The organism is Streptomyces sp. MBT65, assembly GCF_016612545.1.
Lineage (GTDB): Bacteria > Actinomycetota > Actinomycetes > Streptomycetales > Streptomycetaceae > Streptomyces.
Genome location: NZ_JAENRY010000062.1, coordinates 1 through 18,481 on the forward strand (window position 1 = coordinate 1; position 18,481 = coordinate 18,481).

General features: G+C 71.1%; 16 protein-coding genes. 11 read left to right on the forward strand and 5 right to left on the reverse strand.

Annotated features, from left to right (window positions below):
• Together JHN63_RS16255 and JHN63_RS16260 are read left to right on the forward strand one after the other, a co-directional pair.
• Window positions 1-720: protein phosphatase 2C domain-containing protein (locus tag JHN63_RS16255; protein WP_200681779.1), on the forward strand; the 720-nt coding region annotated here is incomplete at its 5' end.
• A gap of 73 nt (window positions 721-793) precedes the next feature.
• Complete coding sequence (locus JHN63_RS16260; protein ID WP_200681780.1) at window positions 794-2,536, forward strand: pyruvate dehydrogenase; 1,743 nt, start codon at window positions 794-796, stop codon at window positions 2,534-2,536.
• Here the strand turns inward: JHN63_RS16260 and JHN63_RS16265 are convergent.
• A complete protein-coding gene (locus JHN63_RS16265) occupies window positions 2,533-3,603 on the reverse strand; it encodes a helix-turn-helix transcriptional regulator (RefSeq protein ID WP_200681781.1) in 1,071 nt (356 codons plus the stop codon). The two genes, JHN63_RS16260 and JHN63_RS16265, sit on opposite strands and share 4 nt — an antisense overlap.
• A 206-nt stretch (window positions 3,604-3,809) precedes the next feature.
• Between JHN63_RS16265 and JHN63_RS16270 the strand changes: the two genes are divergently transcribed.
• Both JHN63_RS16270 and JHN63_RS16275 read left to right on the forward strand, forming a co-directional pair.
• Window positions 3,810-4,280, forward strand: coding sequence for a hypothetical protein (locus JHN63_RS16270; protein WP_200681782.1), 471 nt, complete (start codon window positions 3,810-3,812; stop codon window positions 4,278-4,280).
• 504 nt (window positions 4,281-4,784) lie between these two features.
• The gene (locus tag JHN63_RS16275; protein WP_200681830.1) at window positions 4,785-5,207 is read left to right on the forward strand and encodes an ATP-binding protein; all 423 of its coding nucleotides are present in this window, start codon (window positions 4,785-4,787) and stop codon (window positions 5,205-5,207) included.
• A gap of 81 nt (window positions 5,208-5,288) precedes the next feature.
• Here the strand turns inward: JHN63_RS16275 and JHN63_RS16280 are convergent, their stop codons facing one another.
• Together JHN63_RS16280 and JHN63_RS16285 are read right to left on the reverse strand one after the other, a co-directional pair.
• The gene (locus JHN63_RS16280; RefSeq protein ID WP_033279537.1) at window positions 5,289-6,329 is read right to left on the reverse strand and encodes a DUF2637 domain-containing protein; all 1,041 of its coding nucleotides are present in this window, start codon (window positions 6,327-6,329) and stop codon (window positions 5,289-5,291) included.
• A gap of 303 nt (window positions 6,330-6,632) precedes the next feature.
• Entirely contained in the window at window positions 6,633-7,481 is an 849-nt protein-coding gene (locus tag JHN63_RS16285) for a (2Fe-2S)-binding protein (RefSeq protein WP_200681783.1), read from the reverse strand.
• Between the two features lie 157 nt (window positions 7,482-7,638).
• Here JHN63_RS16285 and JHN63_RS16290 point away from each other — a divergent pair, with 157 nt between their 5' ends.
• Together JHN63_RS16290 and JHN63_RS16295 are read left to right on the forward strand one after the other, a co-directional pair.
• A complete protein-coding gene (locus tag JHN63_RS16290; protein WP_200681784.1) occupies window positions 7,639-8,481 on the forward strand; it encodes a GntR family transcriptional regulator in 843 nt (280 codons plus the stop codon).
• Window positions 8,482-8,649: 168 nt separating this feature from the next.
• Window positions 8,650-8,919, forward strand: a complete 270-nt coding sequence (locus JHN63_RS16295; RefSeq protein ID WP_200681785.1) for a hypothetical protein — start codon at window positions 8,650-8,652, stop codon at window positions 8,917-8,919.
• Window position 8,920: 1 nt separating this feature from the next.
• Here JHN63_RS16295 and JHN63_RS16300 read toward each other — a convergent pair whose 3' ends face one another.
• On the reverse strand, window positions 8,921-9,688 hold the full coding sequence (locus tag JHN63_RS16300; protein WP_200681786.1) for a hypothetical protein: 768 nt from the start codon (window positions 9,686-9,688) through the stop codon (window positions 8,921-8,923).
• A 132-nt stretch (window positions 9,689-9,820) separates the two neighbouring features.
• The gene (locus JHN63_RS16305) at window positions 9,821-11,494 is read right to left on the reverse strand and encodes a PucR family transcriptional regulator ligand-binding domain-containing protein (RefSeq protein WP_200681787.1); all 1,674 of its coding nucleotides are present in this window, start codon (window positions 11,492-11,494) and stop codon (window positions 9,821-9,823) included.
• A gap of 312 nt (window positions 11,495-11,806) precedes the next feature.
• On the opposite strand from JHN63_RS16305, the gene JHN63_RS16310 reads away from it, so the two are divergent.
• From JHN63_RS16310 to JHN63_RS16330, 5 genes are all read left to right on the forward strand, one after another.
• The gene (locus JHN63_RS16310) at window positions 11,807-12,706 is read left to right on the forward strand and encodes a xanthine dehydrogenase family protein subunit M (protein WP_200681788.1); all 900 of its coding nucleotides are present in this window, start codon (window positions 11,807-11,809) and stop codon (window positions 12,704-12,706) included.
• Window positions 12,706-13,293 (forward strand): (2Fe-2S)-binding protein, encoded by a 588-nt coding sequence (locus JHN63_RS16315; protein WP_200681789.1) that lies wholly within the window; start codon window positions 12,706-12,708, stop codon window positions 13,291-13,293. Before JHN63_RS16310 ends, JHN63_RS16315 begins: the two co-directional genes overlap by 1 nt.
• 1 nt (window position 13,294) lies before the next feature.
• Window positions 13,295-15,700 (forward strand): xanthine dehydrogenase family protein molybdopterin-binding subunit, encoded by a 2,406-nt coding sequence (locus JHN63_RS16320; RefSeq protein ID WP_200681790.1) that lies wholly within the window; start codon window positions 13,295-13,297, stop codon window positions 15,698-15,700.
• A 116-nt stretch (window positions 15,701-15,816) separates the two neighbouring features.
• Window positions 15,817-17,277: an NCS2 family permease gene (locus JHN63_RS16325; protein WP_200681791.1), complete on the forward strand. Its 1,461-nt coding sequence runs from the start codon at window positions 15,817-15,819 to the stop codon at window positions 17,275-17,277.
• A gap of 49 nt (window positions 17,278-17,326) precedes the next feature.
• Window positions 17,327-18,478 (forward strand): XdhC family protein, encoded by a 1,152-nt coding sequence (locus JHN63_RS16330; protein WP_200681792.1) that lies wholly within the window; start codon window positions 17,327-17,329, stop codon window positions 18,476-18,478.
• The last annotated feature ends 3 nt before the right edge of the window (window positions 18,479-18,481 follow it).

An 18,481-nucleotide genomic window follows, 5' to 3' on the forward strand; every position in this document is an offset into this window, starting at 1 on the left:
TGGCAGGCCTCGGCGGCGGCCCGGGCCACGCCGGGGGCGCACCGGGCCGCCGCCGAGGCCTGCCACTGGATCGGGCGGGCGGTGGGGCGGAGCCATGCCCGTCTCGCCGAGGACATTCGCGCCGCCCGGCGCGGTGATCTCAAGTCCGGGCTGCACCGGCTCACCGACCGGAGTCTCGGCAAGCTCCGCGCCAGCGCCGCCGAGCAGGGCATCGACCCCGAGGAGTACTCGGCCGGTCTGCGGTGTCTGCTGCTGCCCGCGCATCCGGAGTGCCGTACGCGAGTCTTCTTCGGGGTCGGGCCCGGCGGGCTGTTCCGGCTGCGGGACGGCGAGTGGCAGGACATCGAGCCCGCCGTCGGAGACCTGGCCGGCGAGGCCGTCGTCGGCTTCGGCTCGCAGCCCGCCGAGACCCCCGAGGGCGACCGGCTCACCATGGATCTTGGGATTCCGACGCCTCCGAGCCCGTACGAACCCGCCCCCGAACCGCCCCGCGAACCCTTCCGCTTCCGTGCCTCCGTCGCCCGCCCGGGAGACACGCTCCTCATGTGCACGGGCGGGCTCGCGGAACCGTTGCGCGGCGAGCCCGAGCTGTCCGCCCATCTGGCGGGGCGGTGGGCTGGCGCCACCCCGCCCGGTCTCGCCGCGTTCCTCGCCGACACCCAAGTGCGGGTCAAGGGTTATGCCGACGACCGCACGGCGGCGGCCGTTTGGGAGGCGTGAGCGCCCGGGCTGTGAATTCATGGAACCCAGAGGGATCCGCAATACATCGGAAACCGAAGGGCACGCGAGAACCATGGCCAAGCAGAACGTTGCCGAACAGTTCGTCGACATCCTCGTCCGCGCCGGAGTCAAGCGCCTCTACGGCGTCGTCGGCGACAGCCTCAACCCGGTGGTCGACGCGATCCGCCGAAACTCCGCCATCGACTGGATCCACGTACGGCACGAGGAGACCGCCGCCTTCGCCGCCGGCGCGGAGGCGCAGATAACCGGGAAGCTCGCGGCCTGCGCCGGCTCCTGCGGCCCGGGCAACCTGCACCTCATCAACGGCCTCTACGACGCCCACCGTTCCATGGCCCCGGTGCTCGCCCTCGCCTCGCAGATCCCGTCCAGCGAGATCGGCCTCGGCTACTTCCAGGAGACCCACCCGGAGCGGCTCTTCCAGGAGTGCAGTCACTACAGCGAACTCATCTCCAACCCCCAGCAGATGCCCCGCCTCCTCCAGACCGCCATCCAGCACGCGGTCGGACAGAGCGGCGTCAGCGTCGTCTCCCTCCCCGGCGACATCGCCTCCGAGCCCGCCCCGGACAAGGCCGCCGAGACCGCCCTCGTCACCTCCCGCCCCTCCGTCCGCCCCGGCGACACCGAGATCGACAAACTCGCCGAGCTGATCGACGCGGCGGACAAGGTCACCCTGTTCTGCGGCAGCGGCGTAGCCGGCGCGCACGCCGAGGTCATGGAGTTCGCCGAGAAGATCAAGTCCCCGATCGGACACGCCCTGCGCGGCAAGGAATGGATTCAGTACGACAACCCGTACGACGTAGGCATGAGCGGTCTGCTCGGTTACGGCGCCGCCTACGAAGCCACCCACGAGTGCGATCTCCTCATCCTCATCGGCACCGACTTCCCGTACAACGCCTTCCTCCCCGACGACGTGAAGATCGCCCAGATCGACGTACGGCCCGAACGCCTCGGCCGGCGCTCGAAGTTGGACCTCGCGGTGTGGGGCGACGCGAAGGAGACGCTGCGCTGTCTCACCCCGCGGGTGCGGGCGAAGGAGGACCGGCGGTTCCTCGACCGGATGCTCAAGAAGCACGCCGACGCGCTGGAGGGCGTCGTCAAGGCGTACACGCGCAAGGTCGACAAGCAGGTCCCGATCCATCCCGAGTACGTGGCCTCCGTACTCGACGAACTGGCCGACGAGGACGCCGTGTTCACCGTCGACACGGGGATGTGCAATGTGTGGGCCGCCCGCTACCTCACGCCCAACGGCCGTCGCCGGGTGATCGGTTCGTTCTCGCACGGATCGATGGCGAACGCGCTGCCCATGGCGATCGGCGCGCAGTTCACCGACACCGAGCGGCAGGTCGTGTCGATGTCCGGCGACGGCGGATTCTCCATGCTGATGGGCGACTTCCTCACCCTCGTCCAGTACGACCTGCCGGTGAAGGTCGTCCTGTTCAACAACTCCTCTTTGGGAATGGTCGAGTTGGAGATGCTGGTCGCGGGTCTCCCGTCGTACGGCACCACCAACAAGAACCCCGACTTCGGTGCCGTGGCGCGCGCCTGCGGTGCCTACGGCGTGCGGGTCGAGAAGCCCAAGGATCTGGAGGGCGCGCTGAAGGCCGCCTTCAAGCACAAGGGCCCGGCCCTCGTCGACGTCGTCACCGACCCCAACGCCCTCTCCATCCCGCCGAAGATCAGCGCCGAGATGGTGACGGGCTTCGCGCTGTCGGCGTCAAAGATCGTGCTGGACGGGGGAGTCGGGCGCATGCTCCAGATGGCCCGGTCCAACATCAGGAACGTACGCGGGCTCTAACCGTCGTACGGCGCCCAGCCGTTCGCCGCGTACCAGTAGCGCGGCAGGCCCTTGATGCTCGTCGTGCGGAACGGCTTGCCGTGGTCGTCGATGCGGAGGGTGCCGGTGCGGCCCTGGGAGGACCAGTCGAGTTCGAGGTACCAGCGGCAGTCGCAGGCCGCGGTGCGGGCCTTGACCAGCAGCACCTCGGGGTCCTGTGCGGAGACCCGGTACGGCAGGTGCGCCGCCGGGACCGGAGTGCCCAGGCTGCTCCCGGCGACCGCGCGGGCCCGGGGGCTGCGGGCGTCCAGGTCCACCCCGAAGTAGCGCGGAGCGACCTCGCCGCCGCAGCCCTGGTCCATGGCGTACACCGTGCCGTGGACGGGCGCGGCCCGACCCACGACATGGACGCGCAGCGCCTCCAGGACGACCGCCGTGGACGTCCGCCCCTGCACCGAGATCTCGACGTCCGTCTCCCGGCCGTGCACGGCGTGCTGTTTCGCCGCCCAGGCACCGGCGCCCTCCTCGGCCGGGGGCCGCGGCACCTGCGCGGGGGACGCGTCGACGACGTAGTCGTGGCCGCAATGGAGGTCCCACACCTGGGAGTCGGCGGTCCAGGCGAGGGGAGCGGGGAGAGCACGCGGTGATGCCTTCGGCTTGGTCGTGTCGTGGGTGCGCACCGTGGACAGGGTGCCTCCCACCGCGAGTACCGCGCACATCACGGCGACGGTGAGCGTGAGCCGCCGGCGGTACCAGGGGGTGGGCGTCGGTGCGGGGACGTCCTCCGGCACCGGTTCGGGGACCGGGTTCCCGGTGGGCCGGGGCCGCTGCCGTGCCGCCACCGCCAGGATCCAGTACCGGTGCAGCTCCAGCCGCTCCTCCGGTGTCGCCCCGCACAGCGCCGCGAACCGTTCCACGGGGGCGAAGTCGAGGGGGACCGTCTCGCCCACGCAGTAGCGGTGCAGGGTCGAGGCGTTCATGTTCAGGCGGCGGGCCAACTGGCCGTAGCTGCGGTCCGTGCGGTCCTTCAGCCGGCGCAGCAGCGCCGCGAACTCCTCGACGTCCCTGTCGTTGCCCTCGCCCGACACCGTCGCCCCTCCGCGTCGCGTCCCGGGACGGCATCCCAGGCACACCACATAAGAGGAGGTCAGCGGGGGTGGGACGGTTCCACCGTTGCGGGGTCGGTGTCGGTCGTTGCGGTCGTCCGGGTCGGGCGCCGAAGCTCTGACCGACCACGGAAACGCACCGCGGCGACCGATCACAGCACCGCACCGATCCGAAACGGGGACCCCACGTGAACAGCAAGAAGGCCACGCGCCGCACCGCCCTCGCCGCCGGCCTCGCACTCGCCCTCGGGCTGGGTGTGGCGGCCCAGGCCTCCGCCGGCGCCCCGCGCTCGGTGAGCGGCTCACCGGACGACAACATCACCCGCATCGCCGACTTCTACGGCGCCTACGTCGACGCCGAGAGCGACCTCGACGGCGGCGGCGGAAAGCTCGCGCGGCAACTGCGCGCGTACTACCTCACCCCGGCCTACCTGAAGCAGCTGACGGCCTGGGAGAACAAGAACCACGCGGACAGTGTCCTCCAGGCCCAGAACACCCCCTTGAGCTGGAAGGTCACCGACAACGGCACCGCCGATTACACCGAGGCCGCCATCACCCTCACCTGGGGCGGCGGGGACACCACGAAACTGATCGTCGACATGACCCGCACGACCCACAAGATCTTCCACATCGGCACGAAGGGGATCGGCGGCAAGTAGCCCCCGTAGCGGAGCCGTTCGCGGTTCCTGAGCGGCTGATTCCGGCCAGATTCGCGCAGCGTGGGTCCTACGGAGGTCCGGGGGGACCAACCGCCCCACGCCTTCGCGGACTACGGCCGGATCGGCAGCCCCGCATCGGCAGTCGGTTCGATCGCCGGTGGTCAGGACGTCACGGGGTGTCTGGTCCCGGCGCCGGGAACCGGCACACCCCGGAGGGGAACGCCCCGACCGCCCCACCCGCGTCGCATCCTCCGTACGGTGGCCGCTCGACCGTACGGACGGCATCGCCCCCGATTCCTCCGTCCCGCCGGTCTCGGCGCAACGGTGGCCGAACACCCGGTCGTTGACAATCCGACATGACTGCCCTGTTCCCGGCGAGGGCATGGATCCCCGTGAACGTGTTCGAGCAGGAGGGAACCGGAAACCGGCGTGCAGGCGGGGGTCATGAAGAGGCAAGCACGAGGGGGCGGTCCCATGGCGATCGGGGCCTCCTCGTCGAAAGCGATGGAGGACAAGGCCGACAGCGCCGCACAACCGGCGCAGCCGCCTCAACTGAGGCGCAGACTCGGACGCGCGGACCTGCGGGCGGTGCCCGAGGCGCGCAGAGCGTTGCGTGAACTGCTACGGCACTGGGGGAGGCCGGGACGATCGGAGATAGCGGAGCTGCTCACGAGTGAACTCGTCACCAACGCGCTGATCCACACCGACCACGACGCCGTGCTCACGGCGACCGTCGGACCGGCCGGACTCCGGGTGGAGGTGAGGGACTTCGTGGCCCGCAGGCCCCGACTGCGCGTACCGGACGCCGACAACGGTACGCACGGGCGGGGCCTGGTGCTGGTGCAGTCCCTCGCGGACGCCTGGGGGGTGTCGTCCCACGGGGTCGGCAAGTCCGTCTGGTTCGAGCTGGGTTCGGACGCGGCATGAGCAACGGGACGGGGGCGGCGTCCAGTTGGATGCCGCCCCCGTCCCGTTGTCGCCCGGTCCCGGACCTCGTGGTCCCGGATCTCAGCCGAACTGCTGCTCCAGATCCTTGAGCTTGCGCTCCAGGGAGTCGAGCCGCGGCAGGGCCATCGTGTCGTCCTCCGCCGTGAGGTCGACGGTTATCGGGTCAGATGCCCCGCGGACTGGCTGGAGTGAGGGACGCGTGCGAACCGGCAGTTGTTCCGGCGTCGATAGGGCAGGCTCCGCGGATGCTTGTCCGGAGCCGCGCTCCAGGGCCTGCGGTTCCGAGGACCGGCCGCCGCCCCGTCCGATGAGGCCGCGCTGGCCCCGGCTTATCGCCTTGAGCTGGGCCCGCTCGATCCGCTGCTGGTCGCGGCGGCGCAGTCGGGTCTCCTCCTTCTTCGCCTTGTCCTCGCGCACCTCGTCGACCGCCTCGTCCAGGCTGCGCACGTTCTCCAGGAGCATCAGCGACCAGGCGCTGTAGGTCTCGCGGGGGGCCCGCAGCCAGCGGACGATACGGATCTGCGGGAGCGGACGCGGCACCAGACCCTGCTCGCGGAGCGCGGCCCGACGGGTCTGCTTCAGCGCGCGGTCGAACAGGACCGCGGCCGACAGCGACATGCCGGAGAAGAACTGCGGAGCGCCCGCGTGGTCGACACCCCTGGGCGCGTGCACCCAGTTGAACCAGGCGGCCGCGGCCGCGAACGTCCACACGAGTATGCGGGAGCCGAGGGCCGCGTCACCGTGGCTGGCCTCACGCACCGCGAGGACGGAACAGAACATGGCCGCGCCGTCGAGGCCGAACGGGACGAGGTACTCCCAGCCGTCGGTCAGGCCGAGGTTCTCCTGGCCGAAGCCGACCAGTCCGTGGAAGGAGAGTGCCGCGGCGACCGCCGCACAGCAGAACAGAAGGACGTAGGAGGCGATGCCGTATATGGCCTCCTTGCGCCTGCGGCGCTCCTCCGTGCGCTCCCACGAGTCGTCTTTCGCGTGCTCCCCGCCGGACCGCTTGCTCCGCGCGAGCACCGCAACCGCCGCCAGCATGCCCAGGAGCAGTACGGCGCCGGGAAGCAGCCAGTTAAGCGATATGTCGGTCAGTCTCATCTGGGGTCCCTTGCATTGGGATAGGGCGTAACGCCCGCCATAGTGGCCCAATCCCAACGGCCCTCAGGCGTTTTCGGGGCAAGAGGCCGCCAAGGAGGTGCAAGGGGATGCCCAGGGCGGCTTTCTGCTCGAACTGCCGCTTGAGGGGCGGGAGTTGAGTTCGAATAAGACTACCCGTACGGGTGGTTCCACGGAAAGTTCCTGCGACAAGTGAGGAAGTTGTGAAGCACCTGTAACCGGGCGGGCGTCTCGTTCGCGGCCGATCCTAGCGGGCCCGGATTCGGTCCCCGCACTGAGGGTCCCTCAACTCGCGGCGGCGGCCAGCAGTTTGGTGACCCGCTCCGCCTCGCAGGTGCGCGGGCAGGTCGGGCAGGCGTCCAACGCGTCCAGCGTGTAGTACATGCAGCAGCTCGCCCGGTCCCGGGTGGGCAGCGCCTCGCCGTTGGGGCCCGTGACCTCGCGGAACGCGGCGGAACCGACGTACGGCCTGGTCGCGCCCGGCAGCAGTCGCTCCAACTCCCGGACCGCGCGCGGCTGTTCGCCGAAGAGATCGGCGACGTACCAGATCCCCTCCACGACCTCGTCGGTCGCCATGCCCCACAGGGCGCGGCCCCGCCGTCGCATCCGCGGGCCGAAGCCGGCCAGCAGGGGTTCCATGTGCTCGGCGACCGCGGCCCGGACCTCCGCGCGCAGCGCCTCCTCGTCAGCGACCACCCGGGCACCGGGCAGCGCCGCCGCCGGGTCGCCGGGCAGGCAGGCGAAGGAGTCGGTACGCACGACCAGGTGGCCCATGTCGAGACCCTCGGCCGTGCGGTCGTATGTGACGTGGCTCACGGGGAGTCGGGGGACCCGGCGGTGCAGGAACCAGGGGGCGGTGAACAGCAGGCAGACCGGCCAGGCGTAGCGGTGCAGACCGAAGGTGGCTATCACGTCCGGGCGGCCGGGCCGGCCGTGGTCGCGCAGGACCTGGGCGTCGTCCCGGGCGAGGAACGCCTCCAGGCCGGGTCCGCCTTCGGCGAGCTCGGCGGCCGAGGTCCAGCCGCCGCCGCTGGGGAGCGGTTGTTCCAGGGGGAGTTCGGTGATCGCGAGCCCGGGGATGACCTCGGTGAGGCGGGCGTACGAGTCCGCTACGGCCGAAGAGGGCAGGGGCATGCCGGAACCACCGATTCGCCGTTGGTTTAGAGGTAAGGCTTACCTTACCCAACCCTCCCAGGATTTGAACTAGTCCGATCTGCGCCTAAGGTGCTTGACGGACGAGTAACAAGCAGCCGTAATGACCCCAAGTACCGACACGTCCGGAGGAGGACCCGTGAGGCAAGGCACGCAGGGCTCCGCCGGTACCGACATTCCGGATCCGCGTCTCCGGGGTTCCCGGGTGCCGCCGCAGTCGCGCGCCGCCGAGGTGGCCCGGGACCGGGGTCTCGCGGACGGCACCGGTGCGGTGCGCGGTGAGCACACCCACAGCGAGACGCCGTCCCCCACTCTCGGCTTCGCTCGAGCGGGGGGACCCCCATCACGCCCCCGTGCCGTCGTCCAACGGTCCTCCGTGCGCGGCCAGATACTCGACGCCCTGCGCACCGCGCTCCTCGGCGGTGAACTGACCCCGGGCGAGGTCTACTCCGCGCCCGCGCTCGGCGACCGCTTCGGCGTCTCCGCCACCCCCGTGCGCGAGGCCATGCAGCAGCTCGCCACCGAGGGCGCCGTCGAGGTCGTACCGAACCGGGGCTTCCGGGTGGTCGAGCGGGGCGCCCGCGAACTCGCCGAACTCGCCGAGATCCGCGCCCTGATCGAGGTGCCGGTGATGCTCCGGCTCGCCCGTACCGTGCCCGCCGCCCGCTGGACCGACCTGCGCCCGCTGGCCGAGGGGACCGTCCGCGCCGCGTCCACCGGATGCCGGGCGACGTACGCCGAGTCCGACCGGGCCTTCCACCGCGCGGTGCTCGCCCTCGCCGGCAACGAACAGCTCGTCCAGATCGCCGAAGACCTGCACCGCCGCGCCCAATGGCCGCTGGTCGGCGGTCCGGTCGCACGCGGGCGGGCCGACCGGGTCGCGGACGCGGCCGAACACCTGGCGCTCCTCGACGCGTTGGCCGCGGGGGAGTGGGACGTGGTCCGCTCCCTGGTGCAGGAGCACTTCGCGGGAGCCGCGTGAACCTCGCGGGAGCCGTGTGAACCTCGGGGAAGCCGCGTGAACCCGAATATGTGACTCCGGTCACGAGCGGGTCCGGGTCCGGCCACCGCGGGCCGCACCGGGAACCCGCCCGGCCGGTGGTGACGTGCCTCACGGAAAGAGCTGACCGTTCCGTGGGGGAGAGCGCCGATGTTTCCGAATCCGGGCCAACAGGCCGCACAGCAGTCCGCACGGCGAGGCGCCGAGCAGTCGGCGCGACAGGCGGCGCAGGACGGCATGCGGGCCGCGCAGGCGGGAGCGCGCCGCAGTCACTCCGGACGAGGCGGCGGCCTCCTGTCCTTCCTTCTGCTCGTCGCCGTCGGGGTGTTGGTCGCCCGCGACCCCGAACTCCGGGCATCGGTCCTGCAGTTCGTCCACCACATCGTGAACGTCGTGCAGAACCGGACCGCCGACTCCTGACCTACGCCGTCGCCGCACCCGGCGCGGGCACCGCCAACTGCCGTGCCAGCCACGTCGGTACACCGCCCAGCAGCCGGAACAGCCGCCGCGCCTCCTCGCGCAACCGGGACGCCTCCGGTTCGACCTCCGCGTCCGCGAGCGACACCAGGGCCGGCGCCGTACCGACGAGGTAGCCCAACTCCTCCCGGATCCGCAGCGATTCGGCGAACCCGTGCCGGGCCTCCGCCAACTCCCCGTCCCGCAGGGCCAGTCCGGCCAGATGACGCCAGGTGAACGACAACAGCAGCGGGTCGGCCTGGTCGGCGGCCCCCGCGTGCGCACGCCGGTACGCGGCCCGAGCGGCCTGCGGCGAACGCGCCAGGTTCTCCGCGACCAGCCCCCGCCGGAAGTCCAGCAACGCCCGGCCGTCGCCGCCCGGCGGGATCAGCGCCGCCGCCCGCCCGAGCGCGGCCCGCGCCTCGTCCGCCCGGTCCCGGACCCCGTGCAGCGTGGCCGCGTAGGCGAGATACCCGCGCTCACAGGCCGCCGCACCCCGCTCGTCGTCGCTGTGGGCCAGCGCCTCGGCCGTGCGCAGCGCGTCGTCGGCGTCCTCCCAGCCCTGCTCGGTGTACAGACACCGCTCCACGAGCAGCGCGGTCCGCTGCAGGGCCGGTGCCGCGGCGTCGGGCCGCAGCAGCGCCGCCGCGTCGACCCAACAGGCCCGCGAGCGCAACCGCCACACCGCGGTCTGGAGGGGATCGTCACCTTCGGTCGTTCCGTTCCCAGACATGGCGGAATACGCCACGTTGCCCTCCCCGAGCACACCATTGAGCTGTTGAGTGGTGGCCGCATCTCAGCACGGATCGGGCGGCCCGGCCAAGAGGGTGGGTGAAAGAATTCACAAAGTCGTGGGATCTTCCGGTCAGCTCATCCGCAGCGCCAGGAAGAAATCCAGCTTGTCCTCAAGGCGCGAGAGGTCCCGACTCGTCAACTGCTCGATCCTGCCGACCCGGTAGCGCAGCGTGTTGACGTGCAGGTGCAGCCGGGACGCACAGCGCGTCCAGGAACCGTCGCACTCCAGGAACGCCTCCAGCGTCGGGATCAGCTCCGCGCGGTGCCGGCGGTCGTAGTCCCGCAGCGGATCGAGAAGACGCGCGGTGAAGGCCCGCCGTACGTCGTCGGGCACGAACGGCAGCAGCAGCACGTGCGAGGCCAGCTCCTGGTGGCCCGCAGCGCACACCCGGCCGGCGCGCGCCGCCGCCACCCGCCGTGCGTGCCGCGCCTCCTCCAGCGCCCCGCGCAGCCCCTCCGCCGAGTGCACCGCCGCGCTAACCCCGAGCGTCACTCGCCCGTCGCCGTCGAGCCCGGCCGACAACGGATCCCGTACGGCCTCCAGCAGTACGTCCGCGTGGATCCCGGCCTCGGAGCCGTCGTGCTCCGTCGACACCGCGGGCAGCGGTACGAGCGCGATCGCCTCGTCGCCCGAGTGGGCCACGGCGATCCGGTCGGCGGGCTCGGGGCCCGTCGCCAGCGGGTCGACCAGGATCTCCTCCAGGAGGGACTGGGCGACCGGCCCGGCCTCGATGTCGCCGCCCTCCCACTCGACCCGGGCCACGACCACCTGCCAGTGCGGGGCCGCCCCCAGCCCGGGCAGCAGAACCGGAGCGGCGACCCGTAGGCGCGCGGCGATCTCGGCCGGTGCGGCGCCCGCCTGCACCAGCTCCAGGACCTCCTGCGCGAGCCGTCTGCGGACCGTGCGCGCCGCGTCCCGCCGGTCCCGCTCGACCGCGATCAACTGCGTGACGCCCTGGAGCAGATCGAGCCGCTCGTCCGGCCAGTCCCCGGCGTCCGCCTCGACCGCCAGCAGCCAGTCCGACAGCACCGTCTCGCGCACGTCCCGCGACCCCTGCGCGGAGCGCCCGCCGCCGCGGATCGGGAAGAGCGAGTACGTCGAGGAGCCCAGCGCCAGCCGGTGCGGTCCCCGGCGGCCCGTGCGGACGGCGGTCAGATGCTCGGCGGCCAGCTTCGCGCACACATCGACGGGCAGCGCGGGCCCCGACACCTTCGAGCCCGCGATGAGCCGCCCGGTCGGCGACAGCACCCACGCCCGCAGGTCCAGATCGGAGCCGAGCAGGTCAAGCACCACGTCCGGGCCGCCGCCCGCCGGGCCCGAGGTCATCATCCGGCGGTGCCGGTCCACCACGGCCGCGAGATCACCGGCCCGCTCGCCGGAGACCTGCCGTACGACATGTTCGGTGATCGTCGCGAACGCCACCGACTCGTGGACCGCGAACAGCGGCAGCCGGTGCTTGGCGCAAGCGGCTATGAGGTCGTCCGGGATGTTGCCGAGCTCCGCCTCGCCGGCCGCCAGCGCGGCCACTCCGGCGGACACCAGGAGCCGTACGAACGGCTCGGAGTCGGCCGCGCTCCGGCGCCAGGCCAGACCGGTCAGGACCAGCTCGCCGCCCGCCAGATAGCGGCTCGGGTCGCGCAGGTCGGTGGTCATCACCCCGCGTACCGCGCGGTCCAGCTCGTCCGCGCCGCCGAGCAGCCGCAGCCCCAGCGCATCGGTGTCCAGAAGTGCGCGCAGCCGCATCGCCGTCGCCGCCGTTCTTTGTCTAGAAAACTACGATGAACCAAGAGGTGCCGTGGGTGCGGGGCCGTGCGGGGCTGTTTCCCACGTTTCCACAGGGAATCGAAGGGGTTACTGATGGCCTCTGTTCATACGAATCTACAAGATGCCCGCGCTGGCCAGCCAACTCCTTCATGGTTTCCGTGACTGACCCACTCCGCGCACGGCGCTGTGTACTGGCCCCACGCTGCATTAACAGCGCATGAACGAGCCGGGCCCGCCGCACACGAACTGGCTTGATCCGTACGATCCACGAGACGAAGAAGAGAGCCGGTCATGGACTTCCTTCGCCCCGCCAGCTGGGAGGAGGCGCTCGCCGCGAAGGCCGAGCACCCCACCGCGGTACCGATCGCTGGCGGCACCGATGTGATGGTCGAGATCAACTTCGACCACCGTCGGCCCGAGTACCTGCTCGACCTGAACCGCGTCGGCGATCTCTACGAATGGGAGGTCGGCGCCGACAGCGTGCGGCTCGGGGCCTCGGTCCCGTACACCCGGATCATGGAGAACCTGCGCGGCGAACTGCCGGGCCTCTCCCTCGCCTCGCACACCGTCGCCTCCCCGCAGATCCGCAACCGCGGCGGCGTCGGCGGCAACCTCGGCACCGCCTCCCCGGCCGGCGACGCCCACCCCGCGCTCCTCGCGGCCGGCGCCGAGGTCGAGGCCGAGTCGGTGCGCGGCACCCGGCTCATCCCGATCGACGAGTTCTACACCGGCGTGAAGCGCAACGCGCTCGCCCCCGACGAGCTGATCCGCGCCGTCCACATCAAGAAGGCGGACGGCCCGCAGCAGTACTCCAAGGTCGGCACCCGCAACGCCATGGTCATCGCCGTCTGCGCCTTCGGACTCGCCCTGCACCCGGCCACCCGCACGGTCCGCACCGGCATCGGCTCGGCCGCGCCGACACCCGTACGGGCGAAGGCGGCCGAGGAATTCCTGAACGCGGCGCTCGACGAGGGCGGCTTCTGGGACAACGGCCGGATCATCACCCCGTCGGTCGCCAAGCAGTTCGCGGACCTCTGCTCCGCCGCCTGCAACCCGATCGACGACGTCCGGGGCACCGCGAGCTACCGCCGCCACGCGGTCGGCATCATGGCCCGCCGCACCCTGACCTGGACCTGGGAGTCCTACCGCGGCACTGACGGCCGCTCCATCGAGAAGGGGAGTGTCGCCTGATGCGCGTCAATTTCACGGTCAACGGCCGCCCGCAGGAAGCGGACGACGTGTGGGAGGGCGAGAGCCTCTTGTACGTCCTGCGTGAGCGCATGGGGCTGCCCGGCTCCAAGAACGCCTGCGAGCAGGGCGAGTGCGGTTCCTGCACGGTCCGCCTCGACGGCATCCCGGTATGTTCCTGTCTCGTCGCCGCCGGCCAGGTCGAGGGCCGCGAGGTCGTCACGGTCGAGGGCCTCGCGGACTACGCCAAGCAGCGCGCGGAGCACGGGAGTTGCGGAACGGGCGCCCACGGTACGTCCGTTGACGAGGCCAAGGCCTGGTCGGCGAAACCACAGCTCGACTCGCAGACCGGCGAGGGCACCCAACTCGCCCCGATCCAGCAGGCGTTCATCGACGCCGGCGCCGTCCAGTGCGGCTTCTGCACCCCCGGTCTCCTCGTCGCCGCCGACGAGATGCTGGAGCACAACCCGACCCCGACCGACGCGGACATCCGCGAGGCGCTCTCGGGCAACCTGTGCCGCTGCACCGGCTACGAGAAGATCATGGACGCGGTGCGCCTGGCGGCCGCCCGGCAGGGAGAGGCGGTCTGACATGCCCGGCAGTTCCGCAAAAGGCGCCCCCATCGGCACTCCCACCAAAGTCACCCAGGGTTCGCAGACCAAGGGCGGCATCGGCGAGTCCACGCTCCGCCCGGACGGCACCCTCAAGGTCACCGGCGAGTTCGCGTACTCCTCCGACATGTGGCACGAGGACATGCTCTGGGGCCAGATCCTGCGCTCCACGGTCGCGCACGCCGAGATCGTCTCCATCGACACGGTCGAGGCGCTCAAGACCCCGGGCGTCTACGCCGTCATGACCTACGACGACCTGCCGACCGACGTGAAGAACTACGGCCTGGAGATCCAGGACACCCCGGTCCTCGCGCACGGCAAGGTCCGCCACCACGGCGAGCCGGTCGCGATCGTCGCCGCCGACCACCCGGAGACAGCCCGCCGCGCGGCCGCGAAGATCAAGGTCGAGTACCGCGAACTCCCGGTCATCACCGACGAGTTGTCCGCGACCGCGCCGGACGCGATCCTCATCCACGAGGGCCGCGACGACCACCACATCGGCCACGTCTCGCACCCGAACATCGTGCACCGTCAGCCGATCGTCCGGGGAGACGTCGAATCCGCCCGGGAGCGCGCCGACTTCATCGTCGAGGGCGAGTACACCTTCGGCATGCAGGACCAGGCGTTCCTCGGCCCCGAGTCCGGGCTCGCCGTACCCGCCGAGGACGGCGGAGTCGACCTGTACATCGCCACCCAGTGGCTGCACTCCGACCTGCGCCAGATCGCGCCCGTGCTCGGCCTGCCCGAGGACAAGGTCCGCATGACGCTGTCCGGAGTCGGCGGCGCGTTCGGCGGTCGCGAGGACCTGTCGATGCAGATCCACGCCTGTCTGCTGGCCCTGCGCACCGGCAAACCCGTGAAGATCGTCTACAACCGTTTCGAGTCCTTCTTCGGGCACGTCCACCGCCACCCCGCGAAGCTCCACTACGAGCACGGCGCCACGAAGGACGGCAAGCTCACCCACCTCAAGGCGCGCATCGTGCTGGACGGCGGCGCCTACGCGTCGGCCTCCCCGGCGGTCGTAGGAAACGCATCGTCGCTCGGCGCGGGCCCCTACGTCGTCGACAACGTCGACATCGAGGCCATCGCGCTCTACACCAACAACCCGCCCTGCGGCGCGATGCGCGGCTTCGGCGCGGTGCAGGCCTGCTTCGCCTACGAGGCCCAGATGGACAAGCTCGCCGACAAGGTGGGCATGGACCGGGTCGCGTTCCGTCAGCTCAACGCGATGGAACAGGGCACGGTCATGCCGACCGGGCAGGTCGTCGACTCACCGGCGCCGGTCGCCGAACTCCTGCGCCGCGTCAAGGCGATGCCCATGCCGCCGGAGCAGCAGTGGCTCGCCGCCGGAGAGGCCGCCGACGTACGGCAGTTGCCGGGTGGTCTGTCCAACACCACGCACGGCGAAGGCGTCGTACGAGGCGTCGGCTACGCGGTCGGCATCAAGAACGTCGGCTTCTCCGAGGGCTTCGACGACTACTCGACGGCCAAGGTCCGTATGGAGGTTGTCGGCGGCGAGGCGGTGGCGACCGTACACACCGCGATGGCGGAGGTCGGCCAGGGCGGGGTCACCGTCCACGCGCAGATCGCCCGCACCGAGTTGGGCGTCACCCAGGTGACGATCAACCCGGCCGACACACAGGTGGGTTCGGCGGGATCGACCTCGGCCTCCCGCCAGACGTACGTCACCGGTGGCGCCGTCAAGAACTCCTGCGAGCTGGTCCGCGAGAAGGTCCTGGAGATGGGCCGCCGCAAGCTCGGCACCTACCATCCGGCCTGGGCCACCGCCGAACTCCTGCTGGAGGGCGGCAAGGTGGTCACCGACGCGGGTGAGGTCCTCGCCGATCTCGTCGACGTCCTCGAAGGCGAGGCCGTCGAGATCGAGGCCGAGTGGCGCCACCGCCCCACCGAGGCCTTCGACCTCCGTACCGGACAGGGCTTCGGGCACGTCCAGTACACCTTCGCCGCGCACCGCGCCGTCGTCGAGGTCGACACCGAACTCGGCCTGGTCAAGGTGATCGAGCTGGCCTGCGCGCAGGACGTCGGCAAGGCGCTCAACCCGCTGTCCGTGATCGGCCAGATCCAGGGCGGCACGACCCAGGGTCTCGGTATCGCGGTCATGGAGGAGATCATCGTCGACCCGAAGACCGCCAAGGTCAGGAACCCGTCCTTCACGGACTACCTGATCCCCACCATCCTCGACACCCCGACCATTCCGGTCGACGTGCTCGAACTCGCCGACGAGCACGCCCCGTACGGGCTGCGCGGCATCGGCGAGGCACCCACCCTGTCGTCGACTCCCGCCGTACTCGCGGCGATCCGGAACGCGACGGGGCTGGAACTGAACAGGACACCGGTCCGCCCGGAGCACCTCACCGGCAAGTGACCCTCCGGGTCCCCCAGTTGTTCGTCTCGGGCCGTCCCCCGGGTCGTCCATCCCAAATCCCGCGCACCGCCGAAAGCGGTCCGCGAGTGCCCCTGTGAACCTTGGGAGATGGCCCCATGACCCAGCAGTCAGTGGAACCCAGGACCGCCGCCGAAGACGCGGGTGAAGGAACCCGCGTCCCGGCCGGCCGGTCCTGGCTCGACCGTTGTTTCCACATCACGCACCGGGGATCGACCGTCGCGCGCGAGGTGCGCGGCGGAGTCACCACCTTCATGGCGATGGCGTACATCCTGCTGCTCAACCCCCTGATCCTGTCCGGCAAGGACGTCGCGGGGGACACGCTCGGACAGAAGGGCCTGATCACCGCGACCGCGTTCGCGGCGGCCTTCACCACCCTCCTGATGGGCTTCGTCGGCAAGGTGCCGCTCGCCCTCGCGGCCGGGCTCTCCGTCTCCGGGGTGCTCTCCTCGCAGGTCGCCCCGCAGATGACCTGGCCGCAGGCGATGGGCATGTGCGTCATGTACGGCGTGGTCATCATGCTGCTCGTCGTCACCGGCCTGCGCGAGATGATCATGAACGCGATCCCGCTCGCGCTGAAACACGGCATCACGATGGGCATCGGGCTGTTCATCGCGCTCATCGGCTTCTACAAGTCGGGCTTCGTGCACCAGGGCAGGGCGACCCCGCTGACCCTCGGCCCGGCGGGTGAACTCACGGGCTGGCCCGTCCTGTTGTTCGCCGGCACCCTGCTCCTGATCTTCATGCTCCAGGCCCGGAACATGCCCGGCGCCATCCTCATCGGCATCATCACCGGCACCGTCGTCGCCGCGGTCCTGAACGCCGCCGGGGTCATCGCCCCCAAGCAGTGGGCCAGCGGCGCGGCCCCCGAACTGCACGGCAGCGCGGTCTCGATGCCGGACTTCTCGCTCTTCGGCCATGTGGAGTTCGGCGGTTGGGGCAAGGTCGGCGCGATGACGGTCGGCATGATCGTGTTCACACTCGTGCTGGCCGGCTTCTTCGACGCGATGGCCACCATCATCGGCGTCGGCACCGAGGCCCAACTCGCCGACGCCAAGGGCCGGATGCCGGGTCTGTCGAAGGCACTGTTCATCGACGGCGCCGGCGGCGCGATCGGCGGGGTGGCGGGCGGCTCCGGCCAGACCGTCTTCATCGAGTCGGCGACGGGGGTGGGGGAGGGCGCGCGTACGGGCCTCGCCTCGGTGGTGACAGGCCTGTTCTTCGCGGCCTGTCTCTTCTTCACCCCGCTCACCGCGCTCGTCCCGCAGGAGGTCGCGTCCGCCGCCCTGGTCGTCATCGGCTCGATGATGCTGATGAACGCCCGGCACGTGGACTGGGCCGACCGCGCCACCGCGATCCCCGTGTTCCTGACGGTGGTTGTGATGCCGTTCACGTACAGCATCACCGCGGGCGTCTCCGCGGGAGTCATCTCGTACGTCGCCATCAAGACCGCCCAGGGCAAGGCGCGGGAGATCGGCCCGTTCATGTGGGGCCTGACCGTCATCTTCCTGGTCTACTTCGCCCTCAACCCCGTCGAGAGCTGGCTGGGCGTGCACTAGCCCACGCCCTCAACTGCCCTTCCCCGCAACCCCATTAGGAGACCGAGAGATGCTGGACATCGCCGAAGAGCTGCACCGGTGGGTCGAGCAGGGCCGCGACTTCGCCGTCGCCACCGTGGTGGCCGTCGGCGGCAGCGCACCCCGCCAGCCCGGCGCCGCCCTCGCGGTGGACACCGACGGCACGGCGATCGGCTCGGTCTCCGGGGGCTGTGTGGAAGGCGCGGTCTACGACCTGTGCCAACAGGCCCTCCAGGACGGCGAAACCGTCCTGGAGCGCTTCGGCTACAGCGACGAGGACGCCTTCGCCGTGGGGCTGACCTGCGGCGGGGTCATCGACATCCTCGTCACCCCCGTACGGTCCCAAGACCCCGCCCGCTCAGTGATCACCGCCGCCCTCTCGACCGCGACGAGCGGTGGGGCGGCGGCACTGGCCCGGATCGTCTCGGGCCCGACTCACCTGCGGGGCCGCGCACTTGTCGTCCACCCCGACGGCTCCTACGACGGCGGCTTCGGCGCCCACCCCGAGCTGGACCGCACGGTCGCCGCCGAGGCCGGTGCCTACCTGGACGCGGGCCGCACCGGCACCGTCGAGATCGGCGAGCAGGGCTCCCGCTGCGGGGCCCCGCTCACCGTCCTGGTCGAGTCCTCGGTGCCGCCGCCCCGGATGATCGTCTTCGGCGCGATCGACTTCGCGTCCGCACTGGTCCGCATCGGCAGGTTCCTCGGCTACCGGGTGACGGTGTGCGACGCACGCCCCGTCTTCGCCACCCGGGCCCGCTTCCCCGACGCCGACGAGATCGTCGTCGAGTGGCCCCACAAGTACCTGGAGCGCACGGACACCGACGCCCGTACCGTCCTGTGCGTCCTCACCCACGATGCCAAGTTCGACGTACCGCTGCTCCGGCTCGCCCTGCGTCTCCCGGTGGCGTACGTCGGCGCGATGGGCTCCCGCCGCACCCACCTCGACCGCAACGAACGGCTGCGCGAAGTCGGCGTCACGGAGCTGGAGTTGGCGCGTCTGAGGTCCCCGATCGGCCTCGACCTCGGCGCGCGGACGCCCGAGGAGACGGCCCTGTCGATCGCGGCGGAGATCGTCGCCAACAGGCGTGGCGGCAGCGGGATGTCACTCACCGGCGCGCACACGCCGATCCACCATGACGCCACGGCGCTGCCGGCGGGGCGGATCGGGTCGGTGGCCTGAGCG